This is a genomic window from Mucilaginibacter ginkgonis (genome assembly GCF_009754905.2).
GTDB lineage: Bacteria > Bacteroidota > Bacteroidia > Sphingobacteriales > Sphingobacteriaceae > Mucilaginibacter > Mucilaginibacter ginkgonis.
This window is the reverse complement of the sequence record NZ_CP066775.1, coordinates 1,576,611-1,595,953: the sequence shown is the minus strand read 5'-3', so window position 1 is coordinate 1,595,953 and position 19,343 is coordinate 1,576,611. Positions and strand designations below refer to the sequence as shown.

The 19,343-nt window shown below is 44.9% G+C and carries 14 protein-coding genes; 8 read left to right on the top strand and 6 right to left on the bottom strand.

The window, feature by feature from the left end:
- Positions 1 to 73: 73 nt before the first annotated feature.
- From alaS to GO620_RS07370, 4 genes are all read left to right on the top strand, one after another.
- Positions 74 to 2,800: an alanine--tRNA ligase gene (alaS, locus tag GO620_RS07385; protein WP_157523842.1), complete on the top strand. Its 2,727-nt coding sequence runs from the start codon at positions 74 to 76 to the stop codon at positions 2,798 to 2,800.
- Between the two features lie 325 nt (positions 2,801 to 3,125).
- The gene (gene gatB, locus GO620_RS07380; protein WP_157523840.1) at positions 3,126 to 4,595 is read left to right on the top strand and encodes an Asp-tRNA(Asn)/Glu-tRNA(Gln) amidotransferase subunit GatB; all 1,470 of its coding nucleotides are present in this window, start codon (positions 3,126 to 3,128) and stop codon (positions 4,593 to 4,595) included.
- Positions 4,595 to 5,710 (top strand): TlpA disulfide reductase family protein, encoded by a 1,116-nt coding sequence (locus GO620_RS07375; protein ID WP_157523838.1) that lies wholly within the window; start codon positions 4,595 to 4,597, stop codon positions 5,708 to 5,710. The genes gatB and GO620_RS07375 overlap by 1 nt, the downstream gene beginning before the upstream one ends.
- 95 nt (positions 5,711 to 5,805) lie before the next feature.
- A complete protein-coding gene (locus GO620_RS07370) occupies positions 5,806 to 6,498 on the top strand; it encodes a response regulator transcription factor (protein ID WP_157523836.1) in 693 nt (230 codons plus the stop codon).
- A 70-nt stretch (positions 6,499 to 6,568) separates the two neighbouring features.
- Here the strand turns inward: GO620_RS07370 and GO620_RS07365 are convergent, their stop codons facing one another.
- A complete protein-coding gene (locus GO620_RS07365) occupies positions 6,569 to 7,126 on the bottom strand; it encodes a hypothetical protein (RefSeq protein ID WP_157523834.1) in 558 nt (185 codons plus the stop codon).
- Between the two features lie 117 nt (positions 7,127 to 7,243).
- Here GO620_RS07365 and GO620_RS07360 point away from each other — a divergent pair, with 117 nt between their 5' ends.
- Entirely contained in the window at positions 7,244 to 7,972 is a 729-nt protein-coding gene (locus GO620_RS07360; protein ID WP_157523832.1) for an RluA family pseudouridine synthase, read from the top strand.
- 15 nt (positions 7,973 to 7,987) lie between these two features.
- Here GO620_RS07360 and GO620_RS07355 read toward each other — a convergent pair whose 3' ends face one another.
- Positions 7,988 to 8,737, bottom strand: a complete 750-nt coding sequence (locus tag GO620_RS07355) for a class I SAM-dependent methyltransferase (protein WP_244139475.1) — start codon at positions 8,735 to 8,737, stop codon at positions 7,988 to 7,990.
- 125 nt (positions 8,738 to 8,862) lie between these two features.
- Positions 8,863 to 10,257 carry an arginine decarboxylase gene (locus tag GO620_RS07350; protein ID WP_157523830.1) on the bottom strand — a complete coding sequence of 465 codons (1,395 nt, stop codon included), beginning with the start codon at positions 10,255 to 10,257 and terminating at the stop codon, positions 8,863 to 8,865.
- A gap of 325 nt (positions 10,258 to 10,582) precedes the next feature.
- Here GO620_RS07350 and GO620_RS07345 point away from each other — a divergent pair, with 325 nt between their 5' ends.
- The 3 genes from GO620_RS07345 to GO620_RS07335 are packed head-to-tail and all read left to right on the top strand — an operon-like array spanning position 10,583 to position 13,846.
- Complete coding sequence (locus GO620_RS07345) at positions 10,583 to 11,056, top strand: (2Fe-2S)-binding protein (protein WP_157523829.1); 474 nt, start codon at positions 10,583 to 10,585, stop codon at positions 11,054 to 11,056.
- The gene (locus GO620_RS07340; protein WP_157523828.1) at positions 11,049 to 13,214 is read left to right on the top strand and encodes a xanthine dehydrogenase family protein molybdopterin-binding subunit; all 2,166 of its coding nucleotides are present in this window, start codon (positions 11,049 to 11,051) and stop codon (positions 13,212 to 13,214) included. Before GO620_RS07345 ends, GO620_RS07340 begins: the two co-directional genes overlap by 8 nt.
- An 11-nt stretch (positions 13,215 to 13,225) precedes the next feature.
- On the top strand, positions 13,226 to 13,846 hold the full coding sequence (locus GO620_RS07335; RefSeq protein ID WP_157523827.1) for a hypothetical protein: 621 nt from the start codon (positions 13,226 to 13,228) through the stop codon (positions 13,844 to 13,846).
- A gap of 1 nt (position 13,847) precedes the next feature.
- On the opposite strand, the gene GO620_RS07330 is transcribed toward GO620_RS07335, so the two are convergent.
- From GO620_RS07330 to GO620_RS07320, 3 genes are read right to left on the bottom strand one after another with little or no spacing between them, the layout of a single operon-like run.
- On the bottom strand, positions 13,848 to 17,090 hold the full coding sequence (locus GO620_RS07330) for an error-prone DNA polymerase (protein ID WP_157523826.1): 3,243 nt from the start codon (positions 17,088 to 17,090) through the stop codon (positions 13,848 to 13,850).
- Positions 17,091 to 17,093: 3 nt separating this feature from the next.
- Positions 17,094 to 18,599, bottom strand: coding sequence for a Y-family DNA polymerase (locus GO620_RS07325; RefSeq protein ID WP_157523825.1), 1,506 nt, complete (start codon positions 18,597 to 18,599; stop codon positions 17,094 to 17,096).
- A gap of 1 nt (position 18,600) precedes the next feature.
- Positions 18,601 to 19,338 carry an ImuA family protein gene (locus tag GO620_RS07320; protein ID WP_157523824.1) on the bottom strand — a complete coding sequence of 246 codons (738 nt, stop codon included), beginning with the start codon at positions 19,336 to 19,338 and terminating at the stop codon, positions 18,601 to 18,603.
- Positions 19,339 to 19,343: the final 5 nt, after the last annotated feature.

The window sequence follows — 19,343 nt, the reverse complement described above, 5'->3', positions numbered from 1 at the left end:
GCTTTAAAGACCTCCCTTACGGGCGAGGGTTGGGTGGGGCTATCTTCAGCCAAAATAATTACCTTTGCCGCTTATGACAGCCTCTGAAATACGCAAAGCTTTCCTGGATTTTTTTGCTTCTAAAGGTCACGTAATTGTGCCTTCTGCACCCATTGTAGTTAAGAACGACCCAACCCTGATGTTTACCAACGCGGGAATGAATCAGTTTAAAAATATATTTTTGGGAGAGGCACAGCCTGCCGCGCCGCGCGTGGCTGATACGCAACGCTGCCTGCGCGTATCAGGCAAGCACAACGATCTGGAAGAGGTGGGCATAGATACCTATCACCACACCATGTTCGAGATGCTGGGCAACTGGAGCTTTGGCGATTATTTTAAAAAGGATGCAATTGCATGGAGCTGGGAACTGCTTACCGAAGTTTACAAAATTGATCCTGAGCGGTTATACGTCACCTATTTTGAGGGCGACGAAAAAGAAGGGCTGGCAAAAGACCAGGAAGCTTACGATTATTGGAAACAATATGTGGGTGAAGACCGCATTTTGCCTGGCAATAAAAAAGATAACTTTTGGGAGATGGGCGAGACCGGCCCCTGCGGACCTTGCTCTGAAATACACTATGACAGTCGTTCGGATGAAGAACGTGCTAAGATAAACGGCGCTACGCTCGTAAACGACGACAACCCACTGGTTATAGAGATATGGAATAACGTTTTCATGCAATTTAACCGTTTAAAAGACGGCAGCCTGCAGCCATTGCCTGCCAAACACGTGGATACAGGCATGGGTTTTGAGCGATTAGTGCGCGTACTGCAAGGCAAAACCTCTAATTATGATACGGATGTATTTCAGCCGCTGATACAATTCATTTCTGAAAAAAGTGGCAAAACCTACAATGCTTCCCTCTCCTTTGGAGAGGGCCAGGGTGAGGCCTCTTCTGACTGGAATAACGCCGTAGCCATGCGCGTTATGGCCGACCATATCCGTGCCATTAGTTTCGCTATCGCGGACGGTCAACTGCCATCGAATAACAAAGCAGGTTATGTTATCCGCCGGATATTGCGCCGCGCGGTAAGATACCAGTACCAATACTTAGGTTTTATTGATCCCTTTCTGAATGAGTTAGTACCAATTTTAGCAGATCAATTTAAAAACGTCTTTGATAATCTTTATCAACAAAAAGATTTTGTTCAACGTGTTGTTAGAGAAGAAGAAGTATCTTTTTTGAGAACCCTTGGTTTTGGTACAACATTATTTGAATCCTTTGTAAAAACAGGTGAGGATGTAATTCCTAAAGGGCAATCACCATATTTACAAATAAATGGAAAGTCATTTTCTTCTGGTAAAGCAGAACGAATAATTCCTGGCTCTTTTGCTTTTGATTTGTCTGACACTTTCGGCTTCCCGATTGATTTAACTGAATTGATGGCCCGCGAAAAAGGTTGGACTATTGACATCCCCGGTTATGAGGCCGAATTACAAAAACAGAAAGACCGCTCACGCGCGGCTACAGCAATAGATACCGGCGACTGGGTCGTTTTAAAAGACGATGACAATGTTGAGTTTACCGGTTACGATGAGACCGAAAGCGTTGCCCATATAGTTAAATACCGCAAGGTAAAAGCTAAAGGAAAAGAACAGTTCCAGATCGTATTGGATAAAACGCCTTTCTATGCCGAAAGCGGTGGTCAGGTGGGGGATACCGGCGAACTGGTTTTCCCAGATGGCGAGATCATCCCGGTAACGGACACTAAGAAAGAGAACGGACTGATCGTACACTTTACAGATACCATCCCGCAATCGGTTGGCGACGCTTTAACTGCCATCGTTGATATGGAACGTCGCCGCAATACCAACAGCAACCACAGCGCTACGCACTTGCTGCATGCTGCCATGAAACAGGTTTTGGGTACACATGTAAACCAAAAAGGCTCGTTAGTGAATGCAGATTATTTGCGCTTCGACTTTTCGCATTTCAGCAAGGTAACGGATGAAGAATTGACTAAAATCGAGGCGATAGTCAATGGAAAGATACGCGAGAACATCTTCTTAAAAGAAGAGCGTAACGTGCCTTATCAGCAGGCTATCAGTGGCGGAGTCACTGCTTTATTTGGTGAGAAATATGGCGACTATGTGCGTGTGATTACTTTCGACGAAACCTTCTCTAAAGAACTTTGCGGCGGTACGCACGTAAAGGCTACCGGGCAGATAGGCTATTTCAAAATAATAGCAGAAAGCGCGGTCGCTGCAGGTGTGCGCCGGATAGAGGCGATAACCGGTGTTGCTGCAGAGCATTTCATCAATGACCAAAATTCGGTTGTTCAGCATTTAAAGGAGTTGCTTAAAAACCCGAAGGACATTTCTAAAAGCGTTGAGTCTCTTATTGAAGAGAATAACCGGTTAAAAAAGGAAATTGAGAAGTCGGTAGCGGAGAAAGCATCGGGTTTAAAGACCGAGCTTGCTGCGAAAGCTAAAGATATTAATGGTATCAATTTCATCGCAGAAAAAGTGGCACTTCCGAATGCCGACGCGGTTAAAACGCTGGCGTATCAGTTAAAGGATATCGTGCCGAACTTATTTTTAGTGCTGACTGCCGATTTTGACGGCAAACCGAATATTACCGTGATGATAGCCGAAAACCTGGTGAAAGAGAAAAGCTTTAACGCAGGTAACATTGTACGCGAACTGGCTAAAGAAATACAAGGCGGGGGCGGTGGTCAGCCATTCTTCGCCACTGCAGGCGGTAAAGACCTAAGCGGTTTGCATAAGGCGTTAGCTAAAGCGATAGAGTTTGTGAAATAACTTACAAGATTCACTTTAACGCGTCATTGCGAGAAGTAAAACGACGAAGCAATCTCTGATCTATAGACAGTCTTATTGGAAACACCGGGTCATAAGTTTCGTCGTAATGGAGGTTTATTTAAAAAACTTCCTTCTTGCATTTCTCAAATTAACCTCTACATTTATCACAGCCAATTATAAACGCGCTAGTCATCAACAAATCACTGATGGCTAGCGCGTTAGCCATTTAATAGCGTATCCTTTTTACATTTCCGGGCTATAAAACCTATATTGCAGTGGATTTGTGATAGGCGCTTAATACACTTGCGGCTATCAGTATATTAGTATGACGGATTTATTGGACAGCGTTAGTGAGCAATATGAGGTGGTTATCGGTCTCGAGGTGCATGTGCAACTGTCCACTCAAAGCAAGGCCTTCTGTGCAGACGATGCCGGCTTCGGCGGTCTGCCAAATACGCACGTTAGCATGGTGTCTCTGGGTCATCCCGGTACACTGCCGTTTATCAACAAAATTATGGTTGCATATGCGGTAAAAATGGGTTTAGCATGTAATTCACAGATCAACCCAAATAATACCTTTGCCCGTAAAAATTATTTCTACGCCGATCTGCCCAAAGGTTATCAGATCACCCAGGATCAGCAGCCCATTTGTATCGGCGGCGAGATTCAGGTTCGGCTCGCTGATGGTACAATGAAGACAATTGCGCTTCATCACATCCACATGGAAGATGACGCGGGTAAAAGCATCCATAATCAGCACGACGAATATTCGCTGATAGATTTGAACAGGGCAGGGGTGCCGCTATTAGAAATAGTTTCTGAACCGGATATGCGCAGTGCCGATGAAGCAGCGCTCTTCCTGGCAGAAATCCGCAAAATTGTGCGTTACCTTGATATTTCTGACGGTAATATGGAAGAAGGCAGCCTGCGTTGCGACGCCAACATTTCTATCCGTAAGAAAGGGACCACTACGTTGGGCAACCGTTGCGAAGTAAAAAACCTCAATTCCATCCGTAACCTGCAGCGCGCCATCGGGCACGAGTTTAAACGTCAGATAAGCGTTATTGAAGCCGGCGGAAGTATTGACCAGACCACACTCAACTTTAACGCTGATACGGGCGAAACTTCAGTCCTTCGGACAAAAGAAATGGCTAACGATTACCGGTATTTCCCGGAGCCCGATTTGCTGCCGATAGTCCTAACTGAATCATATGTTGATAGCATCAGGTCTGCGATGCCGCCATTGCCTGCCGCGCTATATGATAAATATATTACGGAATTGAACCTGTCCGCTTATGATGCGGGCGTGATTACTGCAGATAAAGACCTGGCGTTTTTTTTTGAAGAGTTGATCTCGCTCACAAGTAATTATAAGTCGGCCGCCAACTGGATGATGGGTGCAGTAAAATCGTATCTAAATGAACGGCAAGAATCTTTAAATGAATTACCATTGAAGCCGCGTCATATTGCAGATTTAATTGCGTTAGTAGACAGCGGAAAGATCAATAACAGCTTAGCGTCAGGGACTTTGTTTAGCGCGCTCCTTTCTGAACCTTCAAAAAACGCGGAAAATATAGCTGCCGAATTGAACTTGATAATCAGTGAGAATGTTAACGAGTTAGAACAGTTTATACAACAAGCGATCAATAAATATCCCGACAAAGTCAAAGAATATAAAAAGGGTAAAAAGGGCGTTTTGGGTTTATTTATGGGCGATATAATGAAACGCTCTAAAGGAAAAATAGACCCTCAGAAAACCAACCAATTATTAATCAAAGCATTAGAAGAATCATAATGAAAAACATATTTAAAGTTGCCGGTTTGCTGGCAATCATCACATGTGCTGTAGCATGCAAAGATCAAAAATCTTTCACTATTAATGGTACACTTAATAATTACAACCATGCAGGCAAGGTTTACCTGTTGGCGGCAGATAGTTCGCAGGTAACTGTTGTTGACTCGACAGGTGTTGGCGCGGATGGTAAATTTTCCTTCAAACGTTCAACCGCGTATCCAAATCTATTTAAGGTTAGAACCGGAGAAGCTATTTTCGATCTTATTGCCACCAATGGCGACGCAATTGATTTCGAGACCAACTTAGCCGACTCATCTCACACGTATAAGGTATCAGGTTCTGACGAGTCGGCCAAGATCCAGGAGTTTAACAAGATTAGCAACGTTTACGGTGAAAAGAACACCAAACTCGTTGCTGAATACCAGGAGAAGGCTGCCCATGGCAACTCTGATTCTTTGCTAAAAATATATCAGCCGGTCTTTCAGCAAAACGTAAAAGATTACACAGCGGCTGTTTTAAAGTTTGTGAATGATAACAAAAAATCGTTGGCTGGTTTTTACGCGGTAACTACCATCGATCCAATGCGTTATGAAACCGAACTGGTAAAATACGCCGACGATATTAAAGACGACTTTAAAAGCAATCCGTCGGTACGCAAATTTGTGAGTCAGATGATGCTTGCTAAACCATTGTCTATAGGACATCAGGCGCCGGATTTTACGGCTAATGATATCAGCGGCAAACCTATGAAGCTTTCAGATTTTAAGGGTAAATATGTTTTGATAGATTTTTGGGCATCATGGTGCGGCCCCTGCCGTGCAGAAAACCCAAATGTGGTAAAGCAATACGCCATTTACCATCCAAAAGGTTTAAACATTCTAGGCGTATCGCTGGATACCGATAAGGGCGACTGGCAAAAAGCAGTTAACGCGGATAAACTTACCTGGCAGCATGTGTCTGATCTTAAGCGTTTTGAAGGTCCCACGGAATCGCTATATAGGATTGAAGCTATCCCTTCTAATTTTTTTATAGATCCCAGCGGTAATATAATCGCCAAAAACATTACCGGTTCAGACCTTGAAGAAATGTTAAAGAAAACGTTCAACAAGCCATAAATTGCTGTTAACAAATTATGAAGGTTAATAATTAATTAACACACTTTTAACCGTTAGGTGCTTTAAACGATTTACTTTTACACAAAAATCGACCAATGAGCACTTTACCGAAGCACAAAATTTTAATTGTTGATGACGAGCCTGATATTTTAGAGCTTATTGAATACAACCTTAAAAAAGAAGGTTATCAGGTTTTTACAGCACAAAACGGTCAGGCTGCCGTAGCAGAAGCTAAGAAAGCGTTACCCGATCTGATCATCCTGGACATAATGATGCCTGTTATGGATGGCATAGAGGCCTGCCGCATTATGCGTACTATGCCGGAGTTTAAAAATACCTTCATGGTATTCCTGACGGCACGTAGTGAAGAATATTCTGAAATCGCCGGATTTAATGTAGGTGCCGACGATTACATTGCTAAGCCTATTAAGCCACGTGCCCTTGTAAGCCGTATTAACGCCATCCTGCGCCGTAACTCGGCCAGCGATGAGATCAGCGAAAATAAGTTGGAAGTGAGCGACCTGGTGATAGATCGCGAAGCTTATCTGGTTTTCCAGAATGGCGAAAAAGTGGTGTTAGCTAAAAAGGAATTTGAGTTACTGTATTTACTGGCATCTAAACCCGGCAAGGTTTATACCCGCGAAAACATCCTTAAGAATATTTGGGAAGATTCTGTGGTAGTGACCAACCGCACCATTGATGTGCACATCCGTAAACTGCGCGAAAAGTTAGGCGAGAAATACATATCTACTATAAAAGGCGTAGGTTACAAATTCGACGCAGAATAATAGAAAAAGCCCCTGATAATTCAGGGGCTTTGTTGTTTTAGCGCATTTTCTTCTTTGAAGAGGAATGGGGTTAGGCCTTATTTTTTTTTGCCGTTTTATCAACCGCACTTTTTACTTTACCAGCAGTTTTTGAGACTGACTTAGCTGCATTCGTTTTAGCAGAAGACGCTTTGCTATCTGCATACTTAACTGCCGATTTTGTAGCCGTCTTTGCTTTTGTTGCAGTGGATTTCGCCTTGTATGCTGTCTTATCAGCGGCGTTCTTGACAGTGGTTTTTGTTTTAGATGCAGTGTTACTTGCTTTCTTGCCTGCGTTATCAGCAGCTTTGGTTGCTGTCTTTTTAGCACTGCTTGCTTTATCAGCTACGGATTTCTTCACAGATGTCGCTTTGTCGGCCACTGTTTTCTTAGCAGCAGCTACTTTAGGAGCGGCTTTTGTTTTTTTGTCGGTAGCTGCTTTCTTTGTATCAGCTACTTTTTTGGTTACTGCTTTTTTAACTGTCTCGGCTTCGTCTTTTACAACTTCGATCGCGTCCTCAGTTTTTCCTTTAGTACCATCCCATAATTCCGAAACGGTATCAGCTATTTTTTCGAAGAAACCTTTTTCTTCACTCTTTCTCTTCGCCATGATTTATCAGGTTAATGGTTAATTGGTTTACAATTGCTTAACAATAAGTAGGTTAGATTGTTTTACTGCACGCTTACACGCCAAACGTGTTAATAAACGTATTTTTGCCAGAAGCATATGAAAGTTCCAAAGTTTACCGACCTGATCTTATTTGAAGACGACAACTTTATTGTGGTCAATAAACCGCCGTTCATCAGCACGCTCGACGAGCGGGGAGAAGCGGGCGGCAGCGAGATCAACATGCTGCGTTTAGCGAAGGCTTACAGTGATGATGCCCAAATCTGCCATCGGCTGGATAAAGAGACATCGGGCGCGCTGATCATCGCTAAGAACCCCGAGGCCTACCGGTTAGCCTCAATGCAATTTGAGCGCCGGAAGGTTAAAAAGGTTTATCACGCGGTGATTGAAGGTACACACGTGTTCGACGAGCTATTAATAGACTTGCCTATCTTAAACACGGGCAAAGGTAGTGTAAGCATTAGCCGGCAGGAGGGAAAGCGTGCCGAAACATGGTTCCAGTCGCTTAAATATTATAAACATTATACGCTGGTAGAATGCCGGCCGGTTACCGGCCGCATGCACCAAATCCGTATTCACCTGGCTACACAAAAGGCGTCTATCGCCGGGGACGCCATGTATAAAGGAAAACCTGTATTCCTGTCGAGTTTGAAACGCAAATACGTTTTGGGTAAGGACCAGGAAGAGCAGCCGATAATGAAACGGTTTGCCCTGCATGCCTTTGAGGTTACTTTTAAAATAAACGAGAAGACGGATGTAACCATCCATGCGCCATATCCAAAAGACTTTGATACGCTGTTAAAGTTGCTGGACAAGTTTGATGCGTAATTGCTTATCTGTCACCTATCTTTTCTGATAAACCAAAAAATGCTGAATAGGCAGAAACTCTTTATCGGTTATCAGCTTGAAATTATTCGCTGCCATTTCTTTATTTACCTGGGCGACGGTTGTTTTATGAAGCGTTTTGATCGGCACATTTGGGTCTTCGCCTCTATACTCTAACAGCAGTATCTTACCGTTAGGTTTTAGAGCACGTCTTAATGCCTGCAGATATTCGTGAGGATAAGCCAGTTCATGATAAACATCAACCATTATGGCCAGGTCTGTGCTGTTGTCGGGTAGGTTTGGTGATATCGCTGTACCTTTGATCACATCGACGTTAGACGCATTTATTTCTTTGGCTTTTTTTGTCAAGAAATTAATAGCCTCATTCTGCAACTCCACAGCATAAACTTTTCCGTGCGGTATTTTAGGGGCAATCCTGAAAGTATAATACCCGGTTCCGGCGCCGATATCAGCTATAACACTTTTAGCAGAGATCGGCAGGTTTTGTATGGCCAGCCTTACGTTTTCTTCCTGCTGGCGAGTATCACGTTCCAGCCACTCAGCGCCGCTGAAACCCATTACCTGTGCTATCTCGCGGCCCATATAAAACTTGCCGACACCGTCCGCAGAACCTTTATAATATGTATAAACTGAATCCTTTTGAACGAGTCTATCTTCAGCTTGCCGCGGCTCACTTAAAACAAATGATAAGCTAAAGAGAATAAGCGATTTGGCGATATACATATAACCTGAAACGAAAAAAGACACTATTTGTGTCTTTTGTAATTATTTCCTGTTACAAAATATAGTTATTGATGCTTCGACAGGCTCAGGATGACATGGGTTACTCCCACGGAAAAAACCTGCTCACCACTCACTAACTCACTAACTACTTACGTCGTATAACCCAGAATTTTTAGTACCTGCTTGCTGTTCTGCTCTTCGCCAAATACCTCAAAATTGAATGTCTCGTCGCGGTTGCGGCGTATGATCACATGCTTAGGAGAAGGCAGCAGGCAATGATGAATACCGCCATAACCACTTAATACTTCCTGGTAAGCGCCCGTATTAAAGAAGCCCAGGTATTGTACCTTCCGCGTTTTTGGCATAAATACGCTGTTCATGTGCGCTTCCTGGTTATAGTAATCTTGTCCGTCGCAGGTGATACCGCCAAGATTGACGCGTTCATATTCGGAATCCCAATTATTTATTGGTAATAAAACATATTTCTGATTCAGAGCCCAAACATCAGGCAGGTTGGTAATAAAAGAACCGTCCAGCATCAACCAGCGCTCACGGTCGTTTTGCTGCTTACGGCCAAGTACTTTATAAAGTATGCCCGATGCTTCTGCTACAGTGTACTTACCAAACTCGGTGATGATATCCGGTTCCATGGTATCATTTTCGGCACAGATCTCTTTAATACGGCTCACGATCTCGTTCACCATATATTCGTAATCAAAATCAAATACTAGCGAATCTTTGAAAGGCATGCCGCCGCCAATATCCAGCGTATCCAGATCTGGGTTGATCTTTTTAAGCTTGCAATACAGTGTTACATATTTCTCAAGTTCGTTCCAATAATATGGCGTATCAGAAATACCGGAGTTGATAAAGAAATGCAGCAGCTTCAATTTAAAGTTGGGGTTCTGCTCTATTTTGTTGTAATAGAAATCGATAATATCTTCTGAACGGATGCCCAAACGAGAAGTATAGAATTGAGAATCGGGCTGCTCTTCAGAAGCGATACGGATACCTAAATTACAAGGTGTATCCATCTCGATCTCATCGTCAAAAATGTTAAACTCTTCCTTGTTATCCAGCACCGGGATGATGTTGGTAAAACCATCGTGCAGCATATCAATGATATACTGTTTGTACTGGAAGGTTTTAAAGCCGTTACAGATCACGGTAATATCCTTAGTCACGGCGCCCTTTTTCTCCAGAGCGTCTATCATCGGCATATCAAAAGCCGAAGACGTTTCCAGGTGGATATCGTTCTTTAAGGCTTCTTCAACGATGTGGCGAAAATGCGAGCTTTTTGTACAATAGCAATATTTATAAGTTCCTCTGTAGTTGTTCTTTATAATAGCTTGCTGAAACAACAACTTCGCCTGCTGAATCTTCTTAGATATGATAGGTAGGTAGGTAAATCTTAAGGGCGTGCCGTAAGTTTCGATCATCTCCATCAGGTTAAGATCGTTAAAGAATAATTCATCTTCAATGATCTCAAAACCATCCTGCGGAAAGCCTACGCTTAGGTCAAGAAACTCCTGGTAACTTTGCATTTGCTGATAACGGTATTTTTCGCAAAAGTGTTATTTTTTTGAGAAATAAAATCAATTAAATGCTAATATGTTACGCGGATTATACATCTGTTATTTTACCAGCAATTGCGTTGAAGTTATTTGTGAACAATGTCATTGATGGCGTTACAGCAAAGCTGAATCAAAGGTAGGTTTGGTATGACAAACCAGTAATCTCTTCGGGGCAGGGTTTAGGTTTGTTATTTATAATTCGTCTATATAAGCAGGCACATTTGCAAGCGTATAAACATTTGTTTTAACTTACATCTACATTCAATTCGTACACAAGTAATTGACAAGCCAGCCTATGACAACTTTAACTGTAAATTCTAAAACATACCACGTTGATGCCGATCCCGAAATGCCGCTGTTATGGGTGCTTCGCGATATTATTGGCCTTACCGGCACCAAGTTTGGCTGTGGTGTTGCTCAATGCGGTGCCTGCACCGTTCATTTAAACGGCGAGGCAGTACGTTCGTGTGTCACACGTTTAAAACGCGCTGAAGGTCAACAGGTAGTAACCATAGAGGGCTTGTCTGCAAATAACGATCATCCGCTGCAACTGGCCTGGCAGGCTAATGACGTGCCGCAGTGTGGTTATTGTCAGTCGGGGCAATTGATGTCTGCGGCTGTATTGCTTCGCGAAAACCCTAATCCGACAGATCAGGATATTGACGATGCCATGAGCGGAAACATTTGCCGCTGCGGTACTTATGTGCGCATTCGTAAGGCTATACATGATGCCGCCGCCATGCAGAAAGGAGTAGCGGTAAATGGTTGAGCAGGAAATAAGCAGGAGAAATTTTCTTAAAGCGGGTGCCCTGCTCAGCGGCGGATTATTAATTTCATTTACCATACCCCAGGTTGGCGGCAGGTTAGGTAAGTCTATCATTCCCGGGATAGAGGGCGGCTTTACGCCTAATGCCTTTTTGAATATCCAACCCGACAACAAGATAACCATTATCCTAAGCCATACAGAAATGGGTCAGGGTATATGGACCACCTTGCCCATGCTCATTGCTGAGGAACTGGATGCCGATTGGAAAAATATTACTGTAGAACACGCCCCGGCCGGTAAGCCCTGGAACCACACTACCTACGGTATACAAATTACCGGCGGCAGCAGCACCACATGGTCCGAGTTTGACCGTTACCGCAAAGCAGGCGCGGCTGCAAGGATATTGCTAACACAGGCCGCTGCCAACCGCTGGCGTGTTACACCTGATAAAGTAAAAACCGCGAATGGTCTTGCCATTTTAGGCGACACGAAATTAAGCTATGGCGAACTGGCTACAGAAGCAGCGCTGTTACCGGAACCTAAAGAAATTCCGCTACGGGCTGCTACAGATTGGAAATATGTAGGCAAAGGTAAACGGCGTTTGGACGCGCCGGCTAAAACAAACGGTAGCGCCCGGTTTGGTATGGACATGCAATTGCCCGGTATGCTCATTGCTGTTGTAGCACATTCGCCGGTTTTCGGCGGGAAGGTTTTATCCTTTAATGCCACAAGGGCCAAAGCGGTTAAAGGGGTAAAGCAGGTTGTGCAAATACCTACTGGTGTAGCCGTTTTAGCGGATAACTATTGGTCGGCCAATGAGGGTAAAAAACTACTGAACATTATTTGGAACGAAGGCGAGGGGGCGAATCTAAACACTGCTTCTCAAATGGCGGCTTATAAAAAGCTGGCTTCAACTAATGGCTTACCTGCTCAAAAGCAAGGAGATCTAACAGCAGGATTTGCAGGCGCTGCTAAAATCATTGAAGCGGAATATGTGTTTCCATATTTGGCCCACGCGCCGATGGAGCCGCTTAATTGCACAGTTAAAATTACAGGCGATAGCTGCGAGATATGGAGTGGTACACAACTGCCCGGTGTGGACCGCGACAATGCCGCTAGAATATTGGGCATGAAATCTGAAAATGTAACGCTTAACGTGCCATTTCTCGGCGGTGGTTTTGGCCGCAGGGCAACCATGGCTTCAGATTTTGTTTCAGAAGCGGTGCAAATAGCCAAAGCCAGCCATCAGACCGTAAAGATGATATGGAGCCGTGAGGATGACATGAAGGGTGGCTATTATCGCCCGGCTTATGTGCATAAACTAAGGATCGGTACAGATGCGGATGGGATGCCTGTAGCCTGGCAGCATAACATTGCCGGACAGTCTATAATGGCAGGTACACCTATGGCTGCCGGCATCAAGGACGGTATAGATGACAGCTCTGTAGAGGGCGTTAAAGATTCGCCTTATTTAAAAGCCGTGCCGGCCCATTATGTAGGGCTGCATACCACTAAAGAAGTGGTTCCGGTTTTATGGTATAGGTCGGTAGGTAACACGCACACAGGTTTTGTGATGGAAACCATTATTGACGAGTTGGCTACTAACGCCGGGAAAGATCCGCTTGAATACCGTAGAAAATTATTGAAAGATAGTCCGCGGCATCTGGCTGCACTTAATCTGGCCGCGGAAAAGGCAGGCTGGGGCAAGAAATTGCCTGCAGGTCATTACCATGGCATTGCCGTTCATGAAGCTTTCAAAAGTTATGTGGCAGAGGTTGCAGAGATCAGCCTGGAAGGCGGAAAGCTAAAGGTTCATAAGGTAACTTGTGCCATTGACCTTGGTTTGGCTGTCAACCCTGACGGTGTACGCGCGCAAATGGAAAGCGGGATAATTTTCGGCCTGACCATGGCACTGTACGGAGAGCTATCTATAGAAAATGGCCGTCTGCAGCAGAATAACTTTTATGATTATAAAATTGCCCGCATGAATGAAGCACCGCAGATAGATGTGCATATTGTTGACAGTAAGGAAGAAATGGGTGGCGCCGGCGAGCCATGTGTGCCGCCGTTAGCACCAGCCTTGTGCAATGCCATTTTTGCTGCCACCGGTAAACGTATTTATGATCTGCCGTTGATGAACCACAACTTTATAACTGCCTAAGCCCCCAACCAATGAATATCACTCAGAAAATCACACTTAATAAAAAACTATCTGTAATCGTTATATTGCTATTTTTATTGGCCGGGGTTGTTGGCTTATCATTTACTAATGGACCTGCCGCGCCAAAACCAAATATTAAAAAAGATAGTGTGGCATCTGTAAAAGCTTTTATGGGAGTTTATAAAGTGCTGATGAGTCCGCGCTGCATGAACTGCCATCCAAATGGCGACGTGCCTTTACAGGGAGAAGACAGCCACCTGCATACTATGAACGTGAAGCGAGGCGTTGACGGAAAAGGCGTTTATGCGTTGAAATGCTCAAACTGCCATCAACCTACCAATACACCGGGCTTACATACGCCTCCGGGTAATCCAAACTGGCATTTGCCACCAGCAAATATGCGCATGGTTTTCCAGGGCCGCACACCGCGTCAGCTGGCTAAACAGATTATAGATCCAAACAAAAACGGGCACAAGGATATGAAGGCATTGATCGCGCACGCTGATGACGGACTAGTGCTTGCGGGATGGAATCCCGGAGAGGGCCGCAAGTTGCCGCCTTTGAGCCATGCCGAATTTAAAAGGCTTTGGTTAATATGGCTCAATAACGGCGCATATGCGCCGGCTAAATAGTTTATTTAAAATTTCTGGCATTGGGTATTACCCTATGTCCATCGCGCACATGCGGCTGCTGGCGGATGTCGTAAGGGGTGGGCTTGGTAGTTTCATCAGCGCTGGCTAAAGTTAGCAACGGCAGTTCTTCTGTATTAGCTGCTGTTAAGCCTTTAAGCAATGGTGAGAGGTTAAAACACCGGCCGGCAATAACGTGTATCACCTGACCCTCACGCTGCACTTTACCCTCTACCATTAATAACCTGGCTTGCAATATTTCTCTGCGGTACTTATCAAACAGGCTTTCCCATACTACCAGGTTAGCGTAACTGGTTTCATCTTCAACGGTTATAAAACACACACCTTTGGCAGTCCCCGGCCTTTGCCTAACCAAAACTAATCCTGCCACCCTTACTGTTTCACCATCAGGTATATCCACTAGTTCGGCGGTTTTGACCGCGCGCAGCATGGTCAGTTGATCGCGCACAAAACTTACAGGATGTGCTTTTAATGATAGAGATGTTGTAGCATAATCTTCTACCACATGTTCGGATGCGGTCATTAACGGCAGTGCTATCTGTGTTTCAATTGCACTTTCTGATGGCTGTCCATTAAACAATGCAATAGGGCGGTCTTTTAAGGCTGATATTTCCCACAGCGCTTGCCGCCTGTCAAAACCTATCGACCTGAAGGCATCCGCATCGGCCAGTTTTTCAAGCGCCGCTAAAGGCACACCCGCGTCCATTAACTGCGGAATGGTTTTATAGTGTTTGATCCTTCCTCTAAGGAGGGCATCCATATCATCCTCTCGCAAACCATCCACCTGCCTGAAACCCAGTCGTACTGCCCGGTATGCACCCACTTGTTCTTCCAGGGCATTGTCCCAGCATGAATAATTGACATCTACAGGCCTCACCGTTACATTATGTTTCCGGGCATCTGTTACGATCTGCGCCGGCTGGTAAAAACCCATCGGCTGGCTGTTAAGCAAGGCAGCACAAAACACATCCGGGTAATTATATTTTAGCCAGCAGGATATGTAAACCAGGTGGGCAAAACTATAGGCATGGCTCTCAGGAAAACCATAACTGCCAAAACCTTCCAGTTGTTTAAAGATGCGAGCGGCGAATTCCGCATCATAACCTTTAGCCACCATGCCATCTATCAGTTTCTTCTTAAAACCGCTTACCTCACCCTTAGCTTTAAAAGTAGCCATGCTCCGACGTAGCTGATCGGCCTCGGCAGGGGTGAAGTTTGCGGCTACTATAGATATTTCCATTGCTTGTTCCTGAAAAAGAGGAACGCCTAGGGTGCGTTTTAAAATTTCTTCTAATTCTTTTGATGGATACTCTACTAAATCAGGATTATCCCTCCTTTTTAAATAAGGGTGCACCATATCACCCTGGATTGGTCCCGGCCGTACAATGGCTACTTCGATCACCAGGTCATAAAATTTTTGTGGCTTTAGCCTGGGCAGCATAGACATTTGTGCACGGCTTTCTATCTGGAAAGTGCCCAATGTATCTGCCCGGCAAATCATATCATACACCCCGGTTTCATCCTGTGGCACGTTTTCCAAAGTAAGGTGCCTGCCGTAGTGCTGCTGTGTTAGATCAAAAGCTTTACGGATACAGGTAAGCATACCCAAAGCCAGCACGTCTACCTTTAAAATACCAAGCGCTTCCAGATCGTCTTTGTTCCATTCCAGTTGCGTGCGGTCTTCCATGCGCGCGTTCATCACTGGGCAAAGGTCAGACAATTTGCATTGCGTAATCACAAATCCTCCGGTGTGCTGCCCTAATTGCCGGGGGAAACCCATCAGCTGCAACGTAAGTTCTAAAACCTTGTTCAGGTGCGGATCATCAGGGTTAAGGCCATTCTCAATAATACGTTCCCTGTCAAAAGCTTCTTCTGTGAAATGCCATATCGTACCCGATAGGCGTTTGATGGTATCTTCTGAAAGCCCCATTGCCTTACCCACATCCCGGATAGCTCCTTTATGCCTTTCCTGGGTTACGGTCGCTACAATACCGGCATGCTCGCGGCCATAGGTTTCATATATCCATTGGATGATCTCTTCACGGCGTTCATGCTCAAAATCTACATCCACATCGGGCCACTCATCGCGCGCGTCAGACATAAATCTTTCGAATAACAAACGTGTTTTGGTTGGGTTAACGGGCGTGATCCCTAAGCAATAACAGACACTGCAATTTGCAGCTGAACCGCGGCCCTGGTGCAATATGCCTAGTTCTTTTGCCTTTTGTGTGTACTCGAAAATTCGGAGAAAATAAGGAGCTAGTTTGCGGCGCTTAAAGAAGTCCAGCTCAAATTGTATTTGCTTTGACATTCGGGCAAATTCCTCTTCGTTAAACATTTTGCGTGCACCGGCCCACGTATGATCTGCCAGATGCTCATCAGACGTACGGCCATCAGGGCTTTTCCATTCGGGCTCCAGATATTTAAGCGTATCCAGTGAAAAATCGCAGGCATTGGCGATCTCCATAACGTTAGCAAGTGCTTCGGGATAATTTTGAAACAGGCGTTCTATTTCATCAGTAGATTTTAAATATCTTTCGGCATTGGCATGCAGCAAAAAACCGGCGTTACTGATGGTGCATTTTTCGCGTACGCAGGTTTGTATGTCTTGTAACTCACGCCGCGCCGGGTCGTGGTAATACACATCATTAGTAGCCACCATTGGTACACCTAACTGTGCAAGCCTGTAAAAGCGCTTGGCATCATCGCCATTGTAGGAGCGTGTTGCGGCGATATATAATTGATTGCCTAAAATTTGCTGATATTCCTTTAACTGCGTTTTAAAACCAGCTTCAAAGTCAAAATCAGCATTTAAAACAGGGGGTGGTATAACGATGAATTTTATACCTTCAGCGTGTTCGTAAACATCCTGTTTATACAATTCACATTTGCCTTTTTCTGTGCGCAGGTTGCCTTTGCTTAATAGAGCGCAAAGACGGCCCCAGGCAGTAATGTCTAAAGGATAAGCCAATAGATCTGGCCCGTCCAGTAATTGCAAACGGCAGGCAGGAATAAATTCAATTTTACGATATTCAAATTCTTCTTTATCTGATAATTCCTTTGCTTCCTGGTGTGCGCGTACCACGCCCGCTACACTGTTTACATCTGTAATAGCGATCTTAGAATAACCCAGCTCAAAGGCACGTCTAACCATTTCTTCGGGGTGCGAAGCACCTTTCATGAACGTAAAATTGCTGGTTACCTGTAGTTCCGCATATTCTATCATCTGTCAGGCAAAAAATCCGTGAATAAACCACTGATGGGTTTGATCTGCACTGTAATGGCCTAACCTAAAGAGCCAGTAACGGCAGCCGGCCTCATCTTCAACCACATAATAATCACGGTGCTCGCCCTTGTCCATCCACCATTCGCGTTCTATACGTTCGGGGCCGTCAGACCTGCGTATGTGGTGCACCTTATCTTTATATCTGAAGTTGATGGGTGGGTAATCGGGGATAGGGGCAGCAACCTCTATGCGCTGCGGATATGGCAAAAGTTGCGTAGGCCTTGGTTTTGCAACAGACCATGCAATGGCAGGCTGTTCCTTTATTGAAGTTGTGCTTTTGACCGAACGCTCAGGCCAGTAATGCTGCTGCGGCAAATACCTGCGGATATGACCTGCTCCAAACTTTCCGGCAATACGGTCAAGCAGTTCTGCAACCTGAGGGTCTTCAAGTCCGGTTGTTTCACCCCAAAACACTTCTTGCGATGGATTAATATTTTCAACCTTGGGCGCTTCAAGTATAAATAACTCGATGCCTAGAGCAGGTTCAATGCTGTCTATTTTTAGTGTAAACAGCTTTAACAAGTGCGCAACATTGTTTGAGGGAGTATTTGTGCCTATCTGAACCTGCTGCTGATTACCATCAACCCGGTAACAGGTTAAGATAGCTATACGCAAACCCTTACCTTCATTTTCGAGCCGTCTGCAAATTTTGGCTAAAAGCATCTCTATGGCGATTTCTATCCCGGATGCCGTGCAAATAGGCTCAAGGCATGGCAGGCGTTCTTCATACGGGCTAATCACTTTTACAGGCTGCAAAACTTCTTCTTCGAAGCCAATAGCCTGCCCTATGCGCAATAAAATATCATCGCCAAAACGCCTTCGCAGAACAGAACGCGGCATTTTTATAAAACTGCCAATGGTTTTTAAGCCAAGTTTGATAAGGCGCTCCAAATTGTCCGGCTGCAGCCTAAGCGCATTTGCGGGGAGCTGCAGTAATGCATTTGCTTGTTCATCGCTTGGGACGATAGTCCCGTTTTTGCCAAAGTGCGCCACAGCCCATGCAGCACCTATAGTATCGGCCATTGCGGCCCGTATGCGGAAACCTTTAAAGTGTAAGCTATTAGCGATCTTATTCATGTAAGCCTCTTCGCTGCCCAGCAGATGTGCGCAACCGGTTATATCAAATATCAGGCTATGGTTATCCCTGTCAACAGCAACAATGGGTGAGAAGCGGATGCACCATTCGGCCATGGTTTTTAGAAGACTGGCATCACGGCCGGGTTTGTGGTCAAATACCTGCAGATCGGGGACAATAGCTTTGGCATCGGCAGCGAAAATCCCTTTAAATATGCCTTGCGATTCGGCCTCTTGATTAGCAGCAATAACAATTATGCGGTTATGTTCGGCCGCTGTAAATATAAATGGCACCTCGCGCATTCCGGGCTTCTTGAGTATCAGCCAATCGGTCAACAAGTGATGAAACCATATCACAACAAAACGCTGTGCCATATCAGCCTGCCTTTCTGGTATATGTATGGATTTCTTCGGAAGTAGCTTGTTGTGCTATTGCTGTAAATTTACCGCCACGCCACTCAACCTGCCATGCGCCGGGGTTTCCGTTACGCACTTTTAACAATTCGACATTCCAGCGGGGGAAGCCTACACCCGGCATGTCGCCTTCCAATTCACTTGGTAATGAGGTGATCTGCCACCGTGCCGCGCATGCAGATGTAGTGAGCTTTAAAGGATCATTTCGTAAAATAAAGCCCGTAACTTTACTTTGCTCAACTGCCAATTGTAACCGCCTCGACTGGGTGAAGCTCATCTCTTTCAACTCGGTAACTACGGCAGCCAGTCCATCGCATTTAAGCGCTTCTTCTGTTGCCCAGAGGATATCTTTTTCGCGCTTTACATCAATAAAGATCACGTGGTGGGGTGCGATATTAAATATACTCAAACCCATTGGGAACAGCATCCGTGAACTGCTTACCCAAATGCATACACCGTTGTTATGCATCAGGGTGCTTAATAACCCGCTTATAAAACCACCGGTAGCTGCTTTATGCTCGGCTTCAAAACATAGAAATTCATGAACAGTACCTGTAGGAATTACTCCACCCGGGAAAGCTTGTTCAACATCACCCAATCCAAAAGTTTGCCTGGAACCATTATCGAAAGTGCGGATCCCCTGTAAACGCAGGATATCCTTTTGCAACTGCTGGATGATCTGTTGTTTTGCGGCAACCATAGCTT